General features: G+C 58.5%; 13 protein-coding genes and 2 pseudogenes. 5 read left to right on the forward strand and 10 right to left on the reverse strand.

Translation table 11 applies throughout. The features are described from left to right. The first annotated feature begins 3 nt into the window (after nt 1-3). The 4 genes and pseudogenes from icmH to AC3ZVB_RS02915 all read left to right on the forward strand — a co-directional run. Nucleotides 4-894: a type IVB secretion system protein IcmH/DotU gene (gene icmH / locus AC3ZVB_RS02900; RefSeq protein WP_490145738.1), complete on the forward strand. Its 891-nt coding sequence runs from the start codon at nt 4-6 to the stop codon at nt 892-894. Beyond that, a complete protein-coding gene (tssM, locus tag AC3ZVB_RS02905; protein ID WP_490145739.1) occupies nt 894-4388 on the forward strand; it encodes a type VI secretion system membrane subunit TssM in 3495 nt (1164 codons plus the stop codon). Before icmH ends, tssM begins: the two co-directional genes overlap by 1 nt. Then, on the forward strand, nt 4388-5116 hold the full coding sequence (locus AC3ZVB_RS02910) for a PP2C family protein-serine/threonine phosphatase (RefSeq protein ID WP_490145740.1): 729 nt from the start codon (nt 4388-4390) through the stop codon (nt 5114-5116). Before tssM ends, AC3ZVB_RS02910 begins: the two co-directional genes overlap by 1 nt. An 11-nt stretch (nt 5117-5127) precedes the next feature. Continuing rightward, a pseudogene (locus tag AC3ZVB_RS02915) lies at nt 5128-6039 on the forward strand (serine/threonine-protein kinase); the annotation flags it as partial. Here the strand turns inward: AC3ZVB_RS02915 and AC3ZVB_RS02920 are convergent. The 4 genes and pseudogenes from AC3ZVB_RS02920 to AC3ZVB_RS02935 all read right to left on the reverse strand — a co-directional run. Continuing rightward, nucleotides 6036-6653 (reverse strand): GAD-like domain-containing protein, encoded by a 618-nt coding sequence (locus tag AC3ZVB_RS02920; protein WP_490145741.1) that lies wholly within the window; start codon nt 6651-6653, stop codon nt 6036-6038. The pseudogene AC3ZVB_RS02915 and the gene AC3ZVB_RS02920 overlap by 4 nt on opposite strands. Before the next feature lie 81 nt (nt 6654-6734). Continuing rightward, nucleotides 6735-7352: a GAD-like domain-containing protein gene (locus AC3ZVB_RS02925; RefSeq protein WP_490145742.1), complete on the reverse strand. Its 618-nt coding sequence runs from the start codon at nt 7350-7352 to the stop codon at nt 6735-6737. 17 nt (nt 7353-7369) lie between these two features. Further along, on the reverse strand, nt 7370-8719 hold the full coding sequence (locus AC3ZVB_RS02930; RefSeq protein ID WP_490145743.1) for a DUF6861 domain-containing protein: 1350 nt from the start codon (nt 8717-8719) through the stop codon (nt 7370-7372). Nucleotides 8720-9007: 288 nt separating this feature from the next. Further along, nucleotides 9008-9274, reverse strand: a pseudogene (locus AC3ZVB_RS02935) (DUF6124 family protein); the annotation flags it as partial. 532 nt (nt 9275-9806) lie between these two features. Here AC3ZVB_RS02935 and AC3ZVB_RS02940 point away from each other — a divergent pair. Next, nucleotides 9807-10190, forward strand: coding sequence for a helicase (locus tag AC3ZVB_RS02940; protein WP_162436642.1), 384 nt, complete (start codon nt 9807-9809; stop codon nt 10188-10190). Nucleotides 10191-10383: 193 nt separating this feature from the next. Here AC3ZVB_RS02940 and AC3ZVB_RS02945 read toward each other — a convergent pair whose 3' ends face one another. The 6 genes from AC3ZVB_RS02945 to exbB form a co-directional block, all read right to left on the reverse strand. Then, entirely contained in the window at nt 10384-11784 is a 1401-nt protein-coding gene (locus tag AC3ZVB_RS02945) for an aminoacyl-tRNA deacylase and HDOD domain-containing protein (protein ID WP_490145744.1), read from the reverse strand. A 78-nt stretch (nt 11785-11862) separates the two neighbouring features. Continuing rightward, nucleotides 11863-13938 carry an ATP-dependent DNA helicase RecG gene (gene recG, locus AC3ZVB_RS02950; protein ID WP_490145745.1) on the reverse strand — a complete coding sequence of 692 codons (2076 nt, stop codon included), beginning with the start codon at nt 13936-13938 and terminating at the stop codon, nt 11863-11865. 9 nt (nt 13939-13947) lie between these two features. Beyond that, nucleotides 13948-14877: a hydrogen peroxide-inducible genes activator gene (locus AC3ZVB_RS02955; protein ID WP_162436645.1), complete on the reverse strand. Its 930-nt coding sequence runs from the start codon at nt 14875-14877 to the stop codon at nt 13948-13950. Between the two features lie 259 nt (nt 14878-15136). Beyond that, the gene (locus AC3ZVB_RS02960) at nt 15137-15886 is read right to left on the reverse strand and encodes a TonB family protein (RefSeq protein ID WP_490145746.1); all 750 of its coding nucleotides are present in this window, start codon (nt 15884-15886) and stop codon (nt 15137-15139) included. Next, nucleotides 15883-16311: a TonB system transport protein ExbD gene (gene exbD / locus AC3ZVB_RS02965; protein WP_162436647.1), complete on the reverse strand. Its 429-nt coding sequence runs from the start codon at nt 16309-16311 to the stop codon at nt 15883-15885. Before exbD ends, AC3ZVB_RS02960 begins: the two co-directional genes overlap by 4 nt. A 6-nt stretch (nt 16312-16317) precedes the next feature. Beyond that, nucleotides 16318-17292 (reverse strand): tonB-system energizer ExbB, encoded by a 975-nt coding sequence (gene exbB, locus AC3ZVB_RS02970; RefSeq protein ID WP_162436648.1) that lies wholly within the window; start codon nt 17290-17292, stop codon nt 16318-16320. Between the last annotated feature and the right edge of the window lie 156 nt (nt 17293-17448).

The raw sequence follows: 17448 nt of genomic DNA on the forward strand, positions 1-17448 counted from the left end.
GACATGAGTAAGGATACGGAACTCCACCATGACGATAGAACCGTCCTGGTGGACCACGACGGGCGCCACCCAGCGTCGAGCCCGCTGACGAATTCGACTACGCCTCCACGCATCGAACAGCTGCAGGATCGGATGATTTATGCGGCTGCCAAACGCCCGGTTGAAACGTACAACATCGGCTTCAACTCGCTTGTGACAGCGGCGTCCCGACTGCTGTCGCAAGTGGCCCGGCTGAAAAGCGGTGAGGTCTGCGAAGATTTGCAAAGCCTTGCCGTGCGCCTGTGTGATGAGCTGGATAGCTTCGTCAAAGTAGCGCTGCACGACGGTATCGAGAATGGCCAGGTTTCCTCTGCCCGTTATGTGCTGTGCACCGTGATTGACGAAGCCGTGGTGACGACGCCTTGGGGCAAGGAAAGCCAGTGGTCGCAAACGAGCCTGCTGAGCCGCTTTCACAAAGAAACGTCGGGCGGTGAAAAGTTCTTCCTGCTGCTTGAGCGGCTGTCGAAAGACCCGGCCAAGAACCTGCCGATGCCCGAGTTGATGTACCTGTGCCTGTCTCTCGGATTCGAGGGTAAATACCGGGTTCAACCCCGTGGAACCCTGGAACTTCAGCAGGTCAGCGACGCGCTTTACCGGCAGATTCGACATCTGCGCGGTGATGTTTCGCTCCAGTTATCCCCGAAATGGGAAGGCCTCAAGGAAGAACGCCGCAGCCTGGTGCGCATCGTTCCCTGGTGGTGGGTGGCGCTGTTTACGACGGTGTGTCTGGTCGTGATGTATTCAAGCTTCGACCGGGTGCTGGGTGAGCAACGCGACAGCGTTTTGCAACCTTTTCTGCCGCTTGATCCAGCACCGGTTTCGCCGTTGGCGCAGCGGTCAAACAGGGACGCGTGATGAAAAAACTTTTCAAAAAAACTGGTGTATTTTTGCTTCAGACCTGGGTCTGGAGCTTGCTGCTGGTCCTCTCGATAGCACTGTTGGTGTGGGGCCTGGGCCCGTTGCTGGCAGTGGATGACTATAAATTCTGGGAAAGTGCCACATCACGGCTGCTGACAATCAGTGTACTGAGCCTGCTCTGGGGACTGGGCATGGTGTACGTCAACTGGCGAGTAGGCATACGCAAGAAAACCATTGAAGACAGTGAAGATGGCTGGAGACGCAAAGGCCAGGAAGAGCAAAGCCACACCGAGCGAAAAGAACTGAGGCGACGTTTCAAAGCCGCTTTAGCAACCTTGAAGACTTCAAGCCTCTATCGGGGGCGCAGCGAGCGCTGGCGCGACGATCTTCCCTGGTACGTTTTGCTTGGCCCGCAGAGCAGCGGCAAGACCAGCCTGCTGGTGTCCTCAGGACTCGAATTTCCGATCAACACGCTTGACCGCAAATCCACCCAGGAGGTGCTGCGCACGGAACACTGTGACTGGTATTTCGCCGAGCACGGCGTCCTGATCGACACGGCCGGACGCTACCTGAGTCAGCAGGATGGTATGGCTGGCGACACCTGGAAAACGCTGCTCGACCTGCTGCGTCAGCGGCGTCGCAACCGTCCGCTCAATGGCGTGCTGGTGACCTTGCCAGTACCGCTGCTGCTCGGCGCGGACCGGGGCATGCTGGAAGGCGTGGCTGATCAGGTGCGTGCCCGCTTGCAGGAAATTCAGCAGCGGCTGCACGTCAATGTGCCGGTCTACCTGGTGATCACCAAGGCGGATGAACTGCCGGGGTTCGACGAATTCTTCGATCAACTGACCCGTGAAGACAGTGATCAGGTGCTGGGCGCGACGCTGGGTAAAGACCTGCGCGACACGGACGCGAGCAGGGTGCGCAGCGAATTCGAAACGCTGCTGCGTCGCCTGAACAGCCAGGTGATCCTGCGCATGCATCAGGAGCGTGACGCTCTGCATCGCGGCCGCATTCTCGACTTTCCGCACCAACTGGGGCTGATCGGCGATGGCCTGTGCCTGTTCGTTGAAAAGGCGTTCACCGGTAATCGCTATCAACGTGTGAGCCAGCTGCGAGGCTTCTACCTGACCAGCGCGCCTCACCTGAGCAACACGCTCCGGGATATGAGCAAGGTGGCCTCGCAAAACCGTCGCATCATTGGCGCACGTTTTATTCACCAGATGATCAGCCGTGTGATTTTCCCCGAGGCTGATCTTGCCGGTCTGGACGCGCGCGAGCGCAGACGCATTCATTGGGGCCAGCGGGCTTTGTACCTCGGTGCACTGACTGCATTGGGCGTGTTCGGCCTGTTGTGGGCAGCCAGTTACTCGGCTAACCACGAGCGTTTGGAACAACTGCGTTCACTCGCACAGACCTGGACGCAGCAGCGATCTGAAGTCACTGCAGGTGCTGATTCGATGGCGGCACTCAAGCGACTCGACACGGCTTATGCGGCCACTCGAGTCTTCCCTGAAAGAGAGGGTGTCTCGTACCACGAGCGTGCAGGTCTGTATCAGGGTGCCGAAGTCAGCCCGACCATTGTGGCGGCCTACGAGCGTGAGCTTCAAACGCACTTGCTGCCAAGCATAGCGACCCTGCTGGAGGGCCAGATCCGCGTCAACATGAAGGATCGCGAACGTTTGCTTAACAGCCTGCGTGCGTACCTGATGCTGAGCATGGAAGATCGTCGAGAGGCCGAGTGGCTAAAGGATTGGGTGGCTGCTGACTGGTCCCAGCGTTACGCCGGCAACACCGTGGCGCAGAACGCTCTGGCCGACCACTTTGAGCGGTTATTGAAAAAGCCGTTTGCTTACCCGCTTAACGATCAACTGGTGGCGCAGGCACGTCAGGTACTTCGCAGCGAATCGCTGGCCAACGTTGTGTACCGCACGCTCCGCGAGCAGGCCCGCCATCTGCCGGATTACCGTTTCAGTCAACATTTGGGACCGCAGGGCGCGTTGTTTGTCGGTACCGATTACGTGATTCCGGGGTTCTATACAAAGAAGGCATACCACCAATACTTTTCGGTCCAGGGCGCGTCGCTAGTCACTGACATCCTGCGTGACAACTGGGTGCTGGGAGAGGGTGCAGGCATCAGCGGCATGGACTTGCGTCGCCTCATGGTCGAGCTGGAACAGCTGTATTTTCGCGACTACACCCATCTATGGGGCGAAGCGCTCGGGAAGGTTGCGTTACAACCCATCACTCACGCCGGCGACGGCGCCGAACAATTGGCCGGCCTGACCTCGGCCAGTTCGCCCTTGCTGCAACTGCTGGTGGAGGTGCGTGAGAACACACGCTTTGCGGTCATCCCGGAGATCCTTGATGGCGCGGCAGATGAGCTGGCTGAGAAGGGCGGCAAATTGGGCAAGCTTGCCACGGCAGTGGCGGGCAAGGCCTCCAGCGTGGCGGCGAGTGTGGATAAGAATCTGCGAGACACCGCACGCCAATCCCTGCAACGTCGCTTCGAACCATTGCACCGTCTGCTCGATGAAAACGACGGTCCGACCGCAGATTTGACCCCCGTGCTGCAGGCGGTCAATGACGTTCAACAGCAACTGTCCAGCCTGGCCCGCTCCGGCACCCCTGAACACGCAGCGTTTGTCATGGCCAAGACGCGCATGGGCGGTCAGCGTGATGCCTTGAGCCACTTGCGCACGACAGCGGGCCGCTTGCCGCGCCCGATCAGCGCGTGGTTCAACGTGCTGGCCGAAGACAGTTGGCAGCTTGTGCTCAACGATGCGTATCAGTACCTGAACCAGCGATACCAGGGCGAGCTGTACAGCTTCTACGGCAAAGGGATCAACAAGCGTTATCCGTTTAGCGCCCACAGCACCAGTGACGTTGCACTCAACGACTTCCGTGAGTTCTTCATGGCACAGGGGGTTGTCGATCGTTTTTTTGAAAGCTACATGAGGCCTTTCGTCAGCGGCGGTCCAGGCAACTATCGCCTGCGTAGTATTGACGGGCGCAGCCTGCCGATGTCCAGGGTCTACCTCGACCAGATGGCTACCGCTCACGTGATCCGCCAGAGCTTTTTCGCCGAGCATCCGAGCGAGCCTAAAGTGCGGTTCAGGCTGGAGCCATACACCCTGGACCCGTCCGTCAGCCGTTCCGAATTCAAGTTCGGCAACGAGACCATGGAGTACCGTCACGGTCCTATCACGCCAGCCTCCTTCACCTGGCCGACCGATGCTGAGGGTGGGCGCACCAGCCTCGTCCTAGACAAAATGGTCGGTCGACCGATCGGTATCGAAAAAAATACCGGCCCGTGGTCGCTGTTTCGTTTGTTCGATCTGATGCAGACCGAGTACCTCGATGGTCGTGACGTGATGGTGCTGAAAGCGGACCTGGGCGGTCTTCGCACCAACTACCTCCTGATGAGCCAGCGCATGCCGAACCCGTTCGATATGGGCGTTTTGCGAACCTTCCGCCTGCCGGTGCAGCTCTGATGCACAGGGTCAGTCCGTGGCGCAGCGCAGCGCGCACTGATCAAGGGGAGATCCGCAGGCGCAACGAAGATGCATTCCTTGACTGCCCACAACAAGGGCTATGGGTGGTCGCGGACGGCATGGGCGGTCATCAGGGAGGCGATATTGCCAGTCAGTTGATCGTCGCCAGCCTGACGGAATTACCGGCTCAGGTAGGCTTCGATGATCGGGTTAATGGCGTACGTACTTGCCTGCACTGGCTCAATCGACGATTGGGTCAGGAGTTGACCCTCACCGCCGGGTGCCGCGACAGCGTCATGGGTAGCACGGTCGTGGCGCTGTTGATCGAAGGTAATCGCGCCGCCTGTCTCTGGGCGGGCGACAGCCGCTGCTACTTGTGGAGGGGGCAGCGGTTGTTCCAGCTGACCACGGACCATTCACTGCAACAGCAATTGATCGATGAGCAGCGCATGAGCGTCGAACAGGCCAGGGCGCAACCCGGTGCTCATGCACTGACCCGCGCCATCGGTGCGAGCGAACACCTGACCTTGGCCATGCTCGAATTCGAGGTCTATTCGGGCGATGCGTTTTTGTTATGCAGCGATGGCCTTTATCAGGAGGTGAGCGCTGATGGCTTGGGCAGTGCCCTGAGCCATGTCTCGCCACAGGGCGCGCTGCAGCAGCTGTTCAACGCTGCGCTGGACAGCCCGGCCCAGGACAATGTGACAGCCGTAGTGATTCGACAATGAGTGAGCTTTCACCAGCGTCCACATCTCCTCGAGCTGGCATGGGTGAGTTCCCCGAAGTGCTGGCTGGTCGCTACCGCATCGAGTGCCTACTCGGCGCCGGCGGCATGGGTACGGTCTACCGGGCACGGGATCTGTTGCGCGAACAGTTCGATGATCCCGACCCGTGCATCGCGGTGAAAATGCTCAGCGAAGTCTTGTGCGAATCACCCGACGCCAGCAGCTTGCTCTACAGCGAATTCGCCCTGACCCGGCGACTGCGCCACGACAATGTTGTGCGTTTGCACACCTTTGAAGTGGACACGGACTGCCAGAGGGCTTTCATCACCATGGAGCTCATGCGTGGGCCGACGTTGGACAAGTTACTCTGTGAGCGGCCCTTGGGGTTGCCGTGGAACGAGGTTCGCGAGATCGCGCTGCCACTCCTCGACGCACTCGCTTACGCCCATTCCCGAGGCGTGCTGCACGGCGATTTGAAACCGAGCAATGTGATGCTCAGCGATGACGGCGTGCGGTTGTTCGATTTTGGCTTGGGGCAAGCCGAGGAAGGCGTGCTGCCGGGCCTGCCGCATCTGAGCCGCAACCGCTTCAACGCCTGGACGCCAGCCTATGCTGCACCGGAGCTGTTGGAGGGTGAGCCAATGACCTCCAGCGCTGATGTTTTTGCGGTGGCGTGCGTGATTTATGAATTGGCGGAGGGGAGACATCCATTTCGGCGTTTACCGTCGGATGAGGTTTGCAAGGAGCGACCGCTTGCGAGGCTTCGAGCGCCAAGGAACCTGCCGAGACGCTGTTGGGCGGTGCTGCGTAAAGCGCTGGCGACTGATGTGTCGCAGCGAACCGTCACGGCTGCCGAGTTGCGTGAGGTGCTGGGTGGCCGGTCGTTTTTTGAGTCGCGGCGTTGGTTCAGGGCACCCCGGCGTTAAAGGTCTGAAAAACTGTAGGGTTGAAGCTCGGTGATTTGCGACAGAATTGTCAGGTGTTCTACGGCTTTTACTTTTTCCAGATGATCGAGGGTGTCCGGGCCGCCGAGCATGATTGCCGGAACAAAACCGTACATCTCGTCGTGGCGCAGGGTGCCGAGCTTTTTCTTCGCTGGCTTGAACAAGTCGCCATAATCATTTGAGTCAACGTTTCGAGATAATAGAAAGCCCTGAATCTTTCTATCCATATCTTCACCATTAAGTTCGAGATTCTGAAAGACACATCGAGAAAGTAGGCTGGTGATTTTTAGCGAATATCCGGTTGTTTCACCCCAAAGATATAAGTCTCCAAAGGCGCTACGGGCAATCAAATAATATTTGTCACGTTTTTCATACCGTGTCCCTCCAATCCATGATGCTACCACCCCCTCATACTCTTGAGGGTTGACTATCCAGAATATTCCACCGCCGTAACCGCACCACCCGTGTTTAGTCCAGTAGTCCAACAAGAGATTCGGTAGCTTGCCTTTATATCGCTTGATGCTTGATAGAGGTACTTCCCTCCGGTCGATCGGGCCACCAAAGGTTTCCAAGAAGATAGAGAATATTTCATCCATTGGTGTTTACCTTGATACTTAAGAGGAACGGCAACTCGCGAGCGTTCAGTTGTTTAATTTATTAGCGTGCTGACGCGCGTCTTAAAGATCTGAAAAGCTATAAGGTTGTAGCTCAGCGATTTGAGACAGAATTGTCAGGTGTTCAACGGCTTTTACTTTCTCAAGATGGTTGAGGGTGCCTGGACCGCCTAACATAAGTGCTGGAACGAAGCCGTACATCTCATCATGGCGTAAGGGGCCGAGCTTTCTCATTGCGGGTTTGAATAACTCATCGAAATCGTTGTATTCAATCTCCTTCGAGAGTAAAAAATTTTGAACTTGTTTATCCATTTGCTCATCGGTCAGTGTAGAAATATGAATTGTGTAGCGAGAAACCACACTGGCTATTGTAAGGGAAGCTCCAGTCTTTTCGCCCCAGAAATATAAATCACCAAAGGCGCTGCGAGCGATCAGGTGGTAAGTGTCGCGCTTTTCTAGAAGGGTCTCTTCAATCCATGACGACGTCATCGCCTCATATTCTTGCGGGTTTACAATCCAGAAAATTCCCTCACCATAACCGCACCAGCCGTGTTCAGCCCAGTATTCCAACAACAGGCTGGGCAGTTTTCCTCTGTAGCGTTCGATGCTTGAAGGCGGCACTTCTTGCCGATCAACAGGATCACCAAATTTTTCGATAAACCTAGCAAATACTTTATCCATTTAAAGTTTCCCTTTACTCAGCATTTATGTAGCTGCACGTTGAGAAATACAGAATCTCTCATTGGTTTCGGTATGCTTTCAGCCGCGCTTTTCAAGCCTTTCACTTTGTTTTTCCACTGTGGACCAATACTCGAGTTGACTTGTTTGTCACCAAAGTCAGAGATAATGTCCTTACCACCAGCGGTTAAGTCAGGATTATGCAAGCCAGCTAGATTTGATAGCGTTTGCTTAGCTTTCTTGATTGCCATTTTTTCCGCATCGAGTATGTCCATGGTTTTCGACAGCTCATCTTGAAATCGTGCTTGCAAATTGGCTTGTAACTTTTTGCGAGCCAGTTTAGCAGCCGCTGTATTGCGCTTCACCGGATTAGCAATATTCTCCAAATACTCATCAACCGTCAGCCGATTCAGCCCATCCTCCTGCCCTTTCAACTGCCGCTCGAACTCTCCGATTTTAGACGCTGGCATCTTGTCTGCTTTGAAACATTCGACTTTATGAAGCGCCATGGCGTTCGGTTTGTCACGGGTGGAGTTTTTGTCTTTGTCAGAGAGACGATGTGCCGGTGGTGCAGGCTCCTGCGTGCCGACTGCGCCTTTGCGCGGTCCGGCGGTTTGCAAGTCGGGGCGTTTTTTCAGTGCGTCTTCGTGCTTGAGCATCCACTGGGCTAACTGCGCACCCTTGGGGCTCGCTCGCATTTCCTGGGCAAGGACATTTGCGTTTCCTCGACCACGGGTGATGTAAGCAACGATGGCTCCCAGCAGCAGGGCGACAACCTCCACATGCCCCTGCGCGATGTGATGGGCGGCCCTGTTCTGGGCAAATGGATCGTCCTGGCTGAACGGGTTTAACCCTTCCTCGCCACGTGGCCCTTCCCACGCGATGTTGATGCCGGTCAGGTAATACTCGCCAATGCGCGGCAAACCCTCGACGAAAAACTCGGCGATGGACGTCAGGCCGAGTATCCCCAGTATCCAGGTGCTGACTTGCAAGCCCATTGCAGCACCGGCGGCACCCATGGGAAGGGCGCCGATTCCGCCGAAAAGCGCCCCTGTACCTGCGCCGATGGCGCCACCGACCAGGACACTGCCGGCAACGATCATTGCCATCTGCGTGACGACTTCAATCAGTTCGTTGAGGACGCTGGCGATATCGAGATCAGAGAAACGCTGCCTCAATACGCGCCCGGTTTCCCACTCGGCCTGAATGAATGCAGACCTGACGCTGCTGATACGACGGATGTTGAGGGAGAGGGAAGGTGCCCGCTCATTGAACTGCGTGCGATAGGTGGTGCCGCCCTGATAACCCATCTGCTCAGCAATACGGCTTTCTATCTCGTGCCACGTGGGCACGATTCGCCCTAAAAACATTCGAGTGTCTCCCTGACAATTTCGCCCGTTAGTGCACCAAAAACGTCGGTGTCCATCGCCGGAAGACGCTAACAAGCTATTGAAAGGGGAGATGTAGGAAGGATCGCTGAGTGAGGTGGGACGCTTCCGATATTTCAGAATGTTGCATCCGCGACATCCATCAGGCGCTGTCTGTGGGAGCAAAGCTTGCTCGCGATGAATGTGCAGGCGGCGCAACTTTCCAGGCGGCGCGCGTCATCGTTCACGTCCATCGCGAGCAAGCTTTGCTCCCACAGTTGGATATCTTTTTTATGCTTTGACTGGAGGTACCGCTGGGTTCGGTAAGTCGATGTGCTCCAGTGCGCGTTCCACTAACAGGTACACGCCGTCGGCCATTCTGCTGATGCCCAAGGCCACTGAGCGGTTTCGATCGTCGATATCGTCGGCCAGGTTGGCGGCGATGGTGCTGATGGACAGCAGGTCTTCGGAGGCGTTGGCGAGGAGGGCTTCAGTGGTGAGGTCGGGAGCAACGGTGAAGAGCTCACCGTTTCGGCGCTTGGGTTTTGGGGGATTGGGTGATGGTTTGATCATTGGAGTAGTACCGATATTAAGGAGCTAACACCAATTCGCTTGCACTTCGAAAGAGGTGGCAGCTGTGTATAGGTGTGCAAGACCGGAATCGGTAAACCGGCAGACCCGAAGGTCTCCCACACACAGCCGCCATAACAATTCGCGAGCATAGGAAAACGCTCGATGAATAGCCATAAACGATTGCTCCGATTCAGGACTTGCACGTCCGCGTCACCGATTTTTCGGTGGCGGGCTGAGGTTATCGGCGAATGCAATGGGTGAACAGTTCATGAATGTCGCCGCGTATCGTGGGAAATTTCCGAGAACATTGAAGGGATTTAGATCAAAAGATCGCAGCCTGCGGCAGCTCCTACAGATGCGTCTGAGTTGTCGATAATTCGGCGAGTTTCGTCAATGACTTGGTAGTCATCAGCGTCAAAAACAACGCCATCTTCCTCTAACGCTACGCGATGGTGGCGTTCCTGGATGAAGCCGCTACACTGCGCCGGCCGTTCATTTTTCTCTTGAGGCTGTGCGCATGAAATTTCGTTTTCTTCTGTGGATGCTGGGTTTGTTGATGGGTAAAGCCAGTCGGACTAATCCTGCGTTTCAGCAGCAGTTGGGTGACAAGGAGTTGGTGTTTCAGCTACAGACTCTGGATGGGAAAGTGGCGCGGCATTTCCGTGTGAAAGATCAACGCATCACTAGCAAGTCCGGCATGTATGCCGAGCCGGCGTTTGCGATTGCCTTTAAAGATGCCGCGTATGGCTTCGCCACAATGCAGGCGAAGAACAAGCAGTTGGCATTCATGACGGGGATTCAGGACAAGTCGATCCAGATCAAGGGCAACCCGGCGCTGGTGATCTGGTTCCAGGGGTTGACCAAGTATTTGAAGCCGAGGAAGGCCAAGCCTAAGGCTTGAAATCGGTTCTTAAATAGAAGCGCTATTGTGGCGAGGGAGCTTGCTCCCGCTGGGATGCGCAGCGTCCCCAAAGACCTTGATTATATCTCACGCACCTTGTTGGCTGATTTGCGGCTGCTGCGCAGCCGAGCGGGAGCGAGCTCCCTCGCCACAGGGTTTCGTATGTTTTTTAGTTGGCCTTATTGGAATGCTCTCAGTGCGAACTGAATTGCGAAGCCAGTTCGCGCAGCAGCACTTCGGCTTCGAGGACTTTGCTGGCGACGTCGTTGGCTTTGTCGCGGCTCAGGCCGAGGCGTTCAAGCAGAGCGTCAGGGATGTCTTCGATCGGGCCGGAGCCGATACCGCGGCTGCGCAGCAGGCGCACTGCCAGGCACACAAGGTTCGGGTACTCGGCGTAATCGCCGTCGTAGGTCGGGTCGTGCTGGAAGCGCAGGGCAGTGGCCAGTTCATCGGGCATGTCCCAATAGCGCATCAGCCAGGAACCGATTTGCTCGCGGCTGATGCCCAGCAGGTGTTGCTCGACATAGCTGTGGCACAGGTGCGGGTTGACCTCCAGGTGGCGGCAGATCAGCGAAAAGTGCGGCGGGAATACGTGGGCCAGCAGCAGATAGCCAAAGTTGTGCAGCAGGCCGGCAAGGTAGGTCAGGCCGGCTTCGGGACGCTGCGCGCGAGGCATGGCGCGGGTCAGGCCTTCGATGACGGCGGCGGTGTAGATCGACTGCTGCCAGTAAGGCGTCGTGTGTTGAGGGCGATCCTTGGGCAGGCTCAGGGTTTTGCCGAGGGCCAGGCCCAGGGCCAGGTTAATAACCAGGTCGAAACCCAGGACCCGGACGATGGCGTCTTCCACTGAACGAATCTTGCCCGGCGAGGCGTAATACGGCGAGGCCGCCCAGCTGACGACTTGTGCGGCCAGGGCCGGGTCGGTTTCGACGACGCCGGTGATGTCATCGATGGTGGCGTTGGGATCGACCCGCAGCTTGATGATTTTCTGGGCGGTGGCGGCCAGTGGTGGAATTTCGATGGTCGCTTCCAGACGTTGCTGAATGCGTCGCGCGGTGAAGGCCTGGACCGCCTGGGTGATTTCCTCGCGGTCATCGTCGGGGCGGTCGAGGTTCGGGCGGATGCTGGTCAGCGCTTCACCAAAGTTGGCGGCGCTGGCTTTGGTCAGCAGGGTCTTGAAGTCTTCGCGGGTAACCTCCAGCAACACCCCAGGCGTGTCTGAGTTGATCAGCAGCTTGGGCTCACGCAGCAGGCTCTCTTCGTAGAGGCAGGGTGCAGTGGTGAGCGATGGCAAACCCGGCAGCATGCTCAGATTGTGTTTGCCGAGCAGGCGCTCAAGGCGTTCCGTCGACACGGCCGTGAGGCGTCGACCGGTCAGTTCGGCGAGGCGATTGAGGTCCAGCAATTGGCTCTGCGGGAACAACACCATGAGTGAGCCGACGGCATCGTCCACCAGGACTGCCTGCACTTTGCGCGCAGCGTTTAAACCGTGGTGGTCGACGACTTCATCGAAGGCAATGCCCACCTTTTCCAGCAGCAGCCGAACGGCAGACGGAGCAGGCGTGGTTTCCGGGGCGAGGGCAGCGTCAGTCATGGGTTGGATCCGTTCTCGAACAGTTGCAGGAGTATAACCATCATGTTTAACACGGTGGTCCGGAAACTGCGACGGTGCTCACACTTGGCCGTATTGCTGCCCATGGCGAAGCCAGCGGTCGAGCAGCGGGCTGACATGATCCGGCCAGCGCTCGAGCAAGGCCTGGGCGGCGTCGCGCACGGCGGGCAACAAGTCGGCATCGCGCATCAGGTCGGCGACTTTGAATTGCAGCAGGCCGGTCTGACGGGTGCCGAGCATTTCGCCCGGGCCGCGCAGTTCAAGATCCTTTTCGGCGATGACAAAACCGTCGTTGGTTTCACGCATGATGCCCAGGCGCTGACGTCCAATCTGTGACAGTGGCGGATGGTAGAGCAGCACGCAATGACTGGCGGCGCTGCCTCGGCCGACGCGACCGCGCAATTGATGGAGTTGCGCGAGCCCAAGGCGTTCGGGGTTTTCGATGATCATCAGGCTGGCGTTCGGTACGTCGACGCCCACTTCGATCACGGTGGTGGCGACCAGCAATTGCAGGTTGCCGGCTTTGAATTCGGCCATTACCGCCGCTTTCTCGACAGGCTTCATGCGGCCATGAATCAGCCCGACCTTCAATTCACCAAGGGCGGCAGTGAGGTCTTCATAAGTGGTCTCGGCGGCCTGGCAGGTGAGCTCTTCAGACTCCTCGATCAGTGTGCAAACCCAGTAGGCCTGACGACCTTCAGCGCAGGCACCGCGTACGCGTTCGATGACCTCGATGCGCCGGGTGTCGGTGATCAACACGGTGTTTACCGGTGTACGACCAGGCGGCAGTTCGTCGAGGATCGAGGTGTCGAGGTCGGCGTAGGCGCTCATGGCCAGCGTCCGGGGGATGGGGGTCGCGGTCATGATCAGTTGATGCGGACACATCCGCCCACCGACGCCTTTCTGCCTTAATGCCAGGCGCTGCTGCACACCAAAACGGTGTTGTTCGTCGATGATCACCATCGCCAGATTCTTGAACTTCACTTCGTCCTGAAACAGCGCGTGCGTACCCACCACCATCGGTGTACCCCCGGCGATTTGCTCCAGGGCTGCCACGCGGTTCTTGCCCTTGAGTTTGCCCGCCAGCCAGGCGACTTCGATGCCCAAGGGTTCGAGCCAGCGCTTGAAGGTGATGAAATGTTGCTCGGCGAGGATCTCGGTGGGCGCCATCAACGCAACTTGATAGCCGGCCTCCAGCGCCTGTAACGCAGCCAGGGCTGCGACCACGGTTTTGCCCGCACCGACATCGCCCTGAATCAGCCGCAGCATGGGCTCGCGCTGACTGAGGTCGTAGGCGATTTCGTTGCCCACGCGTTGCTGGGCGCCAGTCGGTGCGAAGCCGAGATTGGCCAGGTATTTCGCTGGCAGCTTTGTCGCCTTGGGCATCGCCGGCGCGCGCAAGGAGCGCATGCTCTCGCGTAAACGCTGCTGGGACAGTTGATGCGTCAACAGCTCTTCGAAGGCCAGCCGGTGTTGCGCCCAGTGATGCCCGAGGGCGAGCTCGTCAACATCGGCATCGGCTGGCGGGTGATGCAGGTAACGGATCGCATCGGCCAGCGGCGCGAGTTGATAGTCGCGGGCCAGTTCGGTCGGCAACCAGTCGGGCAGGCTGGTGGGGCCGAGCAACGTCAGGGTCTGCATGCACAACTGACGCAAGCGCTGTTGCGTCAGGCCTTCGGTAAGCGGGTATACCGGGGTCAGGGTCTCATCCACCGGCGGCGGTTCGTCGCCTGTAATGGCGCGATATTCCGGGTGATAAATCTCAAGACCCGACGCGCCGGGCCGCGCTTCGCCGTAGCAGCGAATCCGCGTGCCGCGTTTAAGGCCTTCTTTCTGGGCGTTGCTGAAATGGTAGAAGCGCAGGCTGAGCCCGCCGGTTCCGTCCTGCAGGCGCACGACGAGGCTGCGGCGACGGCCCATGACCACGTCGGCGCCGCTGACGGTGCCTTCGATCACGGCATCCTGGCCCGGCCGCAAATGACCGATCGGGACCACGCGTGTGCGGTCCTGATAACGCAACGGCAGGTGGAACAGCACGTCCTGGAGATTCTCCAGGCCGACCTTGGCCAGCTTCTCGGCCATGGCTTCGCCGACACCCTTGAGTGCCGTCACCGACACTTGCGACAACTCGGTCATGGCCGCAACTTAACCGGCAACCACCGGCGCTGGCGGCTTGGCCACCGAGCACAGGCGAATCGAGTCGGCGAGGATTTCAATGGCCTTGGGACGCGGAAAGCTGGCGCGCCAGGCGATGGCCACGGTGCGGAAGGGGACGGGCGGCGTCAGTGGACGCACTTCGAGCACGCCGGGGGCGTAGTGGTGACTGTCCACCGCCGAGAGCGGCAGGATCGAAATTCCGAGGCCGGAGGCGACCATGTGGCGAATGGTTTCCAGCGAACTGGATTCCACCGTGGTGTGCTTGGCGCCGTCCTTGCCGTTGGCCAGGGTCGGGCAGGCTTCCAGCACCTGATCGCGGAAGCAGTGACCTTCGCCGAGCAGCAGCAGGCTCTTGTCGTTGAGCAGGCTGGCGTCGATGGACTCTTTCTGTGTCCACGAATGTTGGGCCGGCATCAGGACGTAGAACGGCTCGTCATAGAGCTGCAACGTCAGCACGTCGGCTTCGTTGAACGGCAAAGCGATGATGATCGCGTCGAGCTCGCCGTTGCGTAGCTTGTCGCGCAGGATGTGGGTGAAGTTTTCTTCGATGTACAACGGCATCTGCGGGGCAACCCGGTGCAGTTGTGGGATCAGGTGCGGGAACAGGTACGGGCCGACGGTGTAGATCGCGCCGACTTTCAGCGGGGCGGTCAGCTGGTTCTTGCCGGCCTGGGCCAGTTCACGGATGCCTTGGGCTTGCTCCAGGACTTTTTGTGCCTGGGCAACAATGCCTTCGCCGACCGGCGTCAGGCGCACGGCGCTCTTGCTGCGCTCGAAAATCAGCACACCGAGTTCGTCTTCAAGCTTTTTCACGCCCACCGACAGGGTTGGTTGACTGACGTGGCAACGCTCGGCCGCATGGCCGAAATGCTGCTCTTGGGCGAGGGTAACGATGTAGCGTAATTCTGTGAGAGTCATAGCGAGCGTCCATGAAGTTGCGAGCCAAGCATAACGGCTGCAATCGATAGACGCACGTTATCAGACTGAGTGTGCTGAGTGACACAGGGCAATGCAGTTTGCGGGTGGCGGATACGCAAAAGGCACCTTTCGGTGCCTTTATGGCTGGTGCATGACCTGTGGGAGCCGAGCGTGCTCGCGATAGCGGTATCACCGTCAACAAAGATGTTGAAATTGATGGCCTCATCGCGAGCAAGCTCGGCTCCTGCAAGGGCAGTGTTTAACGCCGGCGTTTCTCCAGCGAGTAAACAAACGGTGCAACGATTTCGATGGAGCCGTTGTTCAGCATATCGGCCGGTGGCTTGGGCAGCGGCTGGGCGCGGCGGATCATTCCCATGGTCGCTCGGTCCAGATCGGCATTGCCGGAACCACCCACGAGTTCGAACGACAGCACGTTGCCTTCAGCATCGACCACGAAGCGCAGACGGTTCATGCCTTCCTTGCCCCGTGCCTGCGCACTGGCCGGGTACTTTTTGTACTTGGCCAAGTGAGCGAGCAGGGTGCCCTGCCAGCTGGCTTTCGCCGCCTGTTGCGCGGGCGATGGGCCGGGTGCCGGCTGAGCGGATTTATCCGTCGGTGCCTGGGTCGGTTGCGCGTCGCTTGGCTTCTCTTCCGACGGCTTCTCTTTCGGCGGCTCCGGTTTTTTCTCCACAGGCTTGGGCGGTTGAGGCTTTGGCTTGGGTTTGACCGGTTTCGGTACGGAGATCGTCGGTTTCGGCGCTTCAGCGAGTTTCGGCAACGGCAGTTCTTCCACCGGGGCCGGTGGCTGTGGCGGCGTTATCACCTTCGGCGGTGCCGGTGGTGGCGGGGCTGGAACGGGCGCCAACTCGACCATCATTGCCTGCGGTGGCAACTCGATCGGTGGGCGCGCGGTCCAGTTCAGCGCCAGCGCAATGGCCAGCGCATGGACGCCCAGCACCACGGCCAGGCTCCCGCTGTAACGCGTCAGCTTATGGCGCGTTGTGATCATTTTTTGGCTGCCGTCTCGAGTCCGACCAGGCCAACCTTCAGGTAACCGGCAGCACGCAGAGCATCCATCACGCTCATCAGGTCGCCGTAGTCCACGCCTTTATCGGCCTGGAAGAAGATCGTCGTGTCTTTCTTGCCTTGGGTCTTGGCGTCCAGCGTGGCGCCGAGTGATTCGGCTTTCACTTCGTCGTCACCAAGGAACAGACGCTGATCGGCTTTCACGCTGAGGAACACCGGCTTCTCTGGCCGCGGCGCGGGTTTGGCGCTCGAGGCCGGCAGGTCAACCTTGATGTCCACGGTTGCCAACGGAGCGGCCACCATGAAGATGATCAGCAGTACCAACATCACGTCGATGAACGGCGTGACGTTGATTTCGTGGTTCTCGGCGAGATCGTCGTCTGCGCCTTCTTTCAAATGCAAGCCCATGGCTGATTACCCTACTTTGACCACGTGGGGTTGCGCGGAGCGCTCGGTGGTCGGCAGGTGATCGAGGTCACGGCTAACCAGCAGCAGGACTTCGGCCGAGGCATCGGATACTTGCGCCTTGTAACCGGCGATGGAGCGGGCAAAGACGTTGTAGATCACAACGGCCGGAATCGCCGCCACCAGGCCCAGGGCAGTTGCCAGCAGCGCTTCGGCGATGCCGGGTGCCACGACTGCCAGGTTGGTAGTCTGGGTTTTAGCGATGCCGATAAAGCTGTTCATGATGCCCCATACGGTACCGAACAGGCCCACGAACGGCGCGGTGGAACCGATCGTTGCGAGAACGCCGGTGCCGCTGCTCATGTTGCGACCGCAGGCTGCAACCAGGCGCTCAAGGCGGAAGGCGACGCGTTCCTTGATGCCTTCTTTTTCGCGGCTGTTGACCGAAAGGCGCATTTCTTCCAGGGCGTCGTGCACCAGCACGTTGGCGAGTGTGCCTGGCTTGGTTGCCGTTGCGCTGGCTTCTTTAAGGGTTCTGGCTTTTTTCAGGTGGACGATTTCAGTGCGCAGACGACGCTTGGCGCCCATCAGCTCAAAGCCCTTGGCGATCCAGATTGTCCAGGTGATGATCGACGCGATGGCCAAGCCGATCATCACGATTTTCACGATGATGTCGGCGTTCTGGTACATGCCCCAAGGCGACAGGTCATGGGCCATGCCCAGGGTGTTGTCGGCTTCGAGTGCTTCCGGCACGTCTTCGGCGTTGGTGTCGACTGCCTGGGCCGGGTCCGTTGCAACCGGCGTCACTGCAGGCGCCGCATTTTCAGCTGGTGCTGGAGCTTCAGCAGCGGCCGGTGTGGCAGGTGCCTGTGCGTCGGCGAATGCGGCGGTCGGCGCCAACATCAAGCTGAGCAGCAAGGCAGCCACAGCGCTCCAGGCGCGAGGTCGTTTGGTTGGCGAAGCGGGGGATTGATTGCGTGTCATGCTGGCCGGACCTGAGAGAAAAAGACGGTAAATGTTCTTCCAGGCCTCGCAAGGCCGAGAACAAAAGTGGCGGGCATTATTGCAAGTAATTCTTGTTAACAAAAGTAATAGAGTATCTTTTTTTCCTTCATTGCTAGCCGCTCGTCCTTTGTCGAC

It is taken from the genome of Pseudomonas sp. MDV22-iso1, assembly GCF_058145095.1.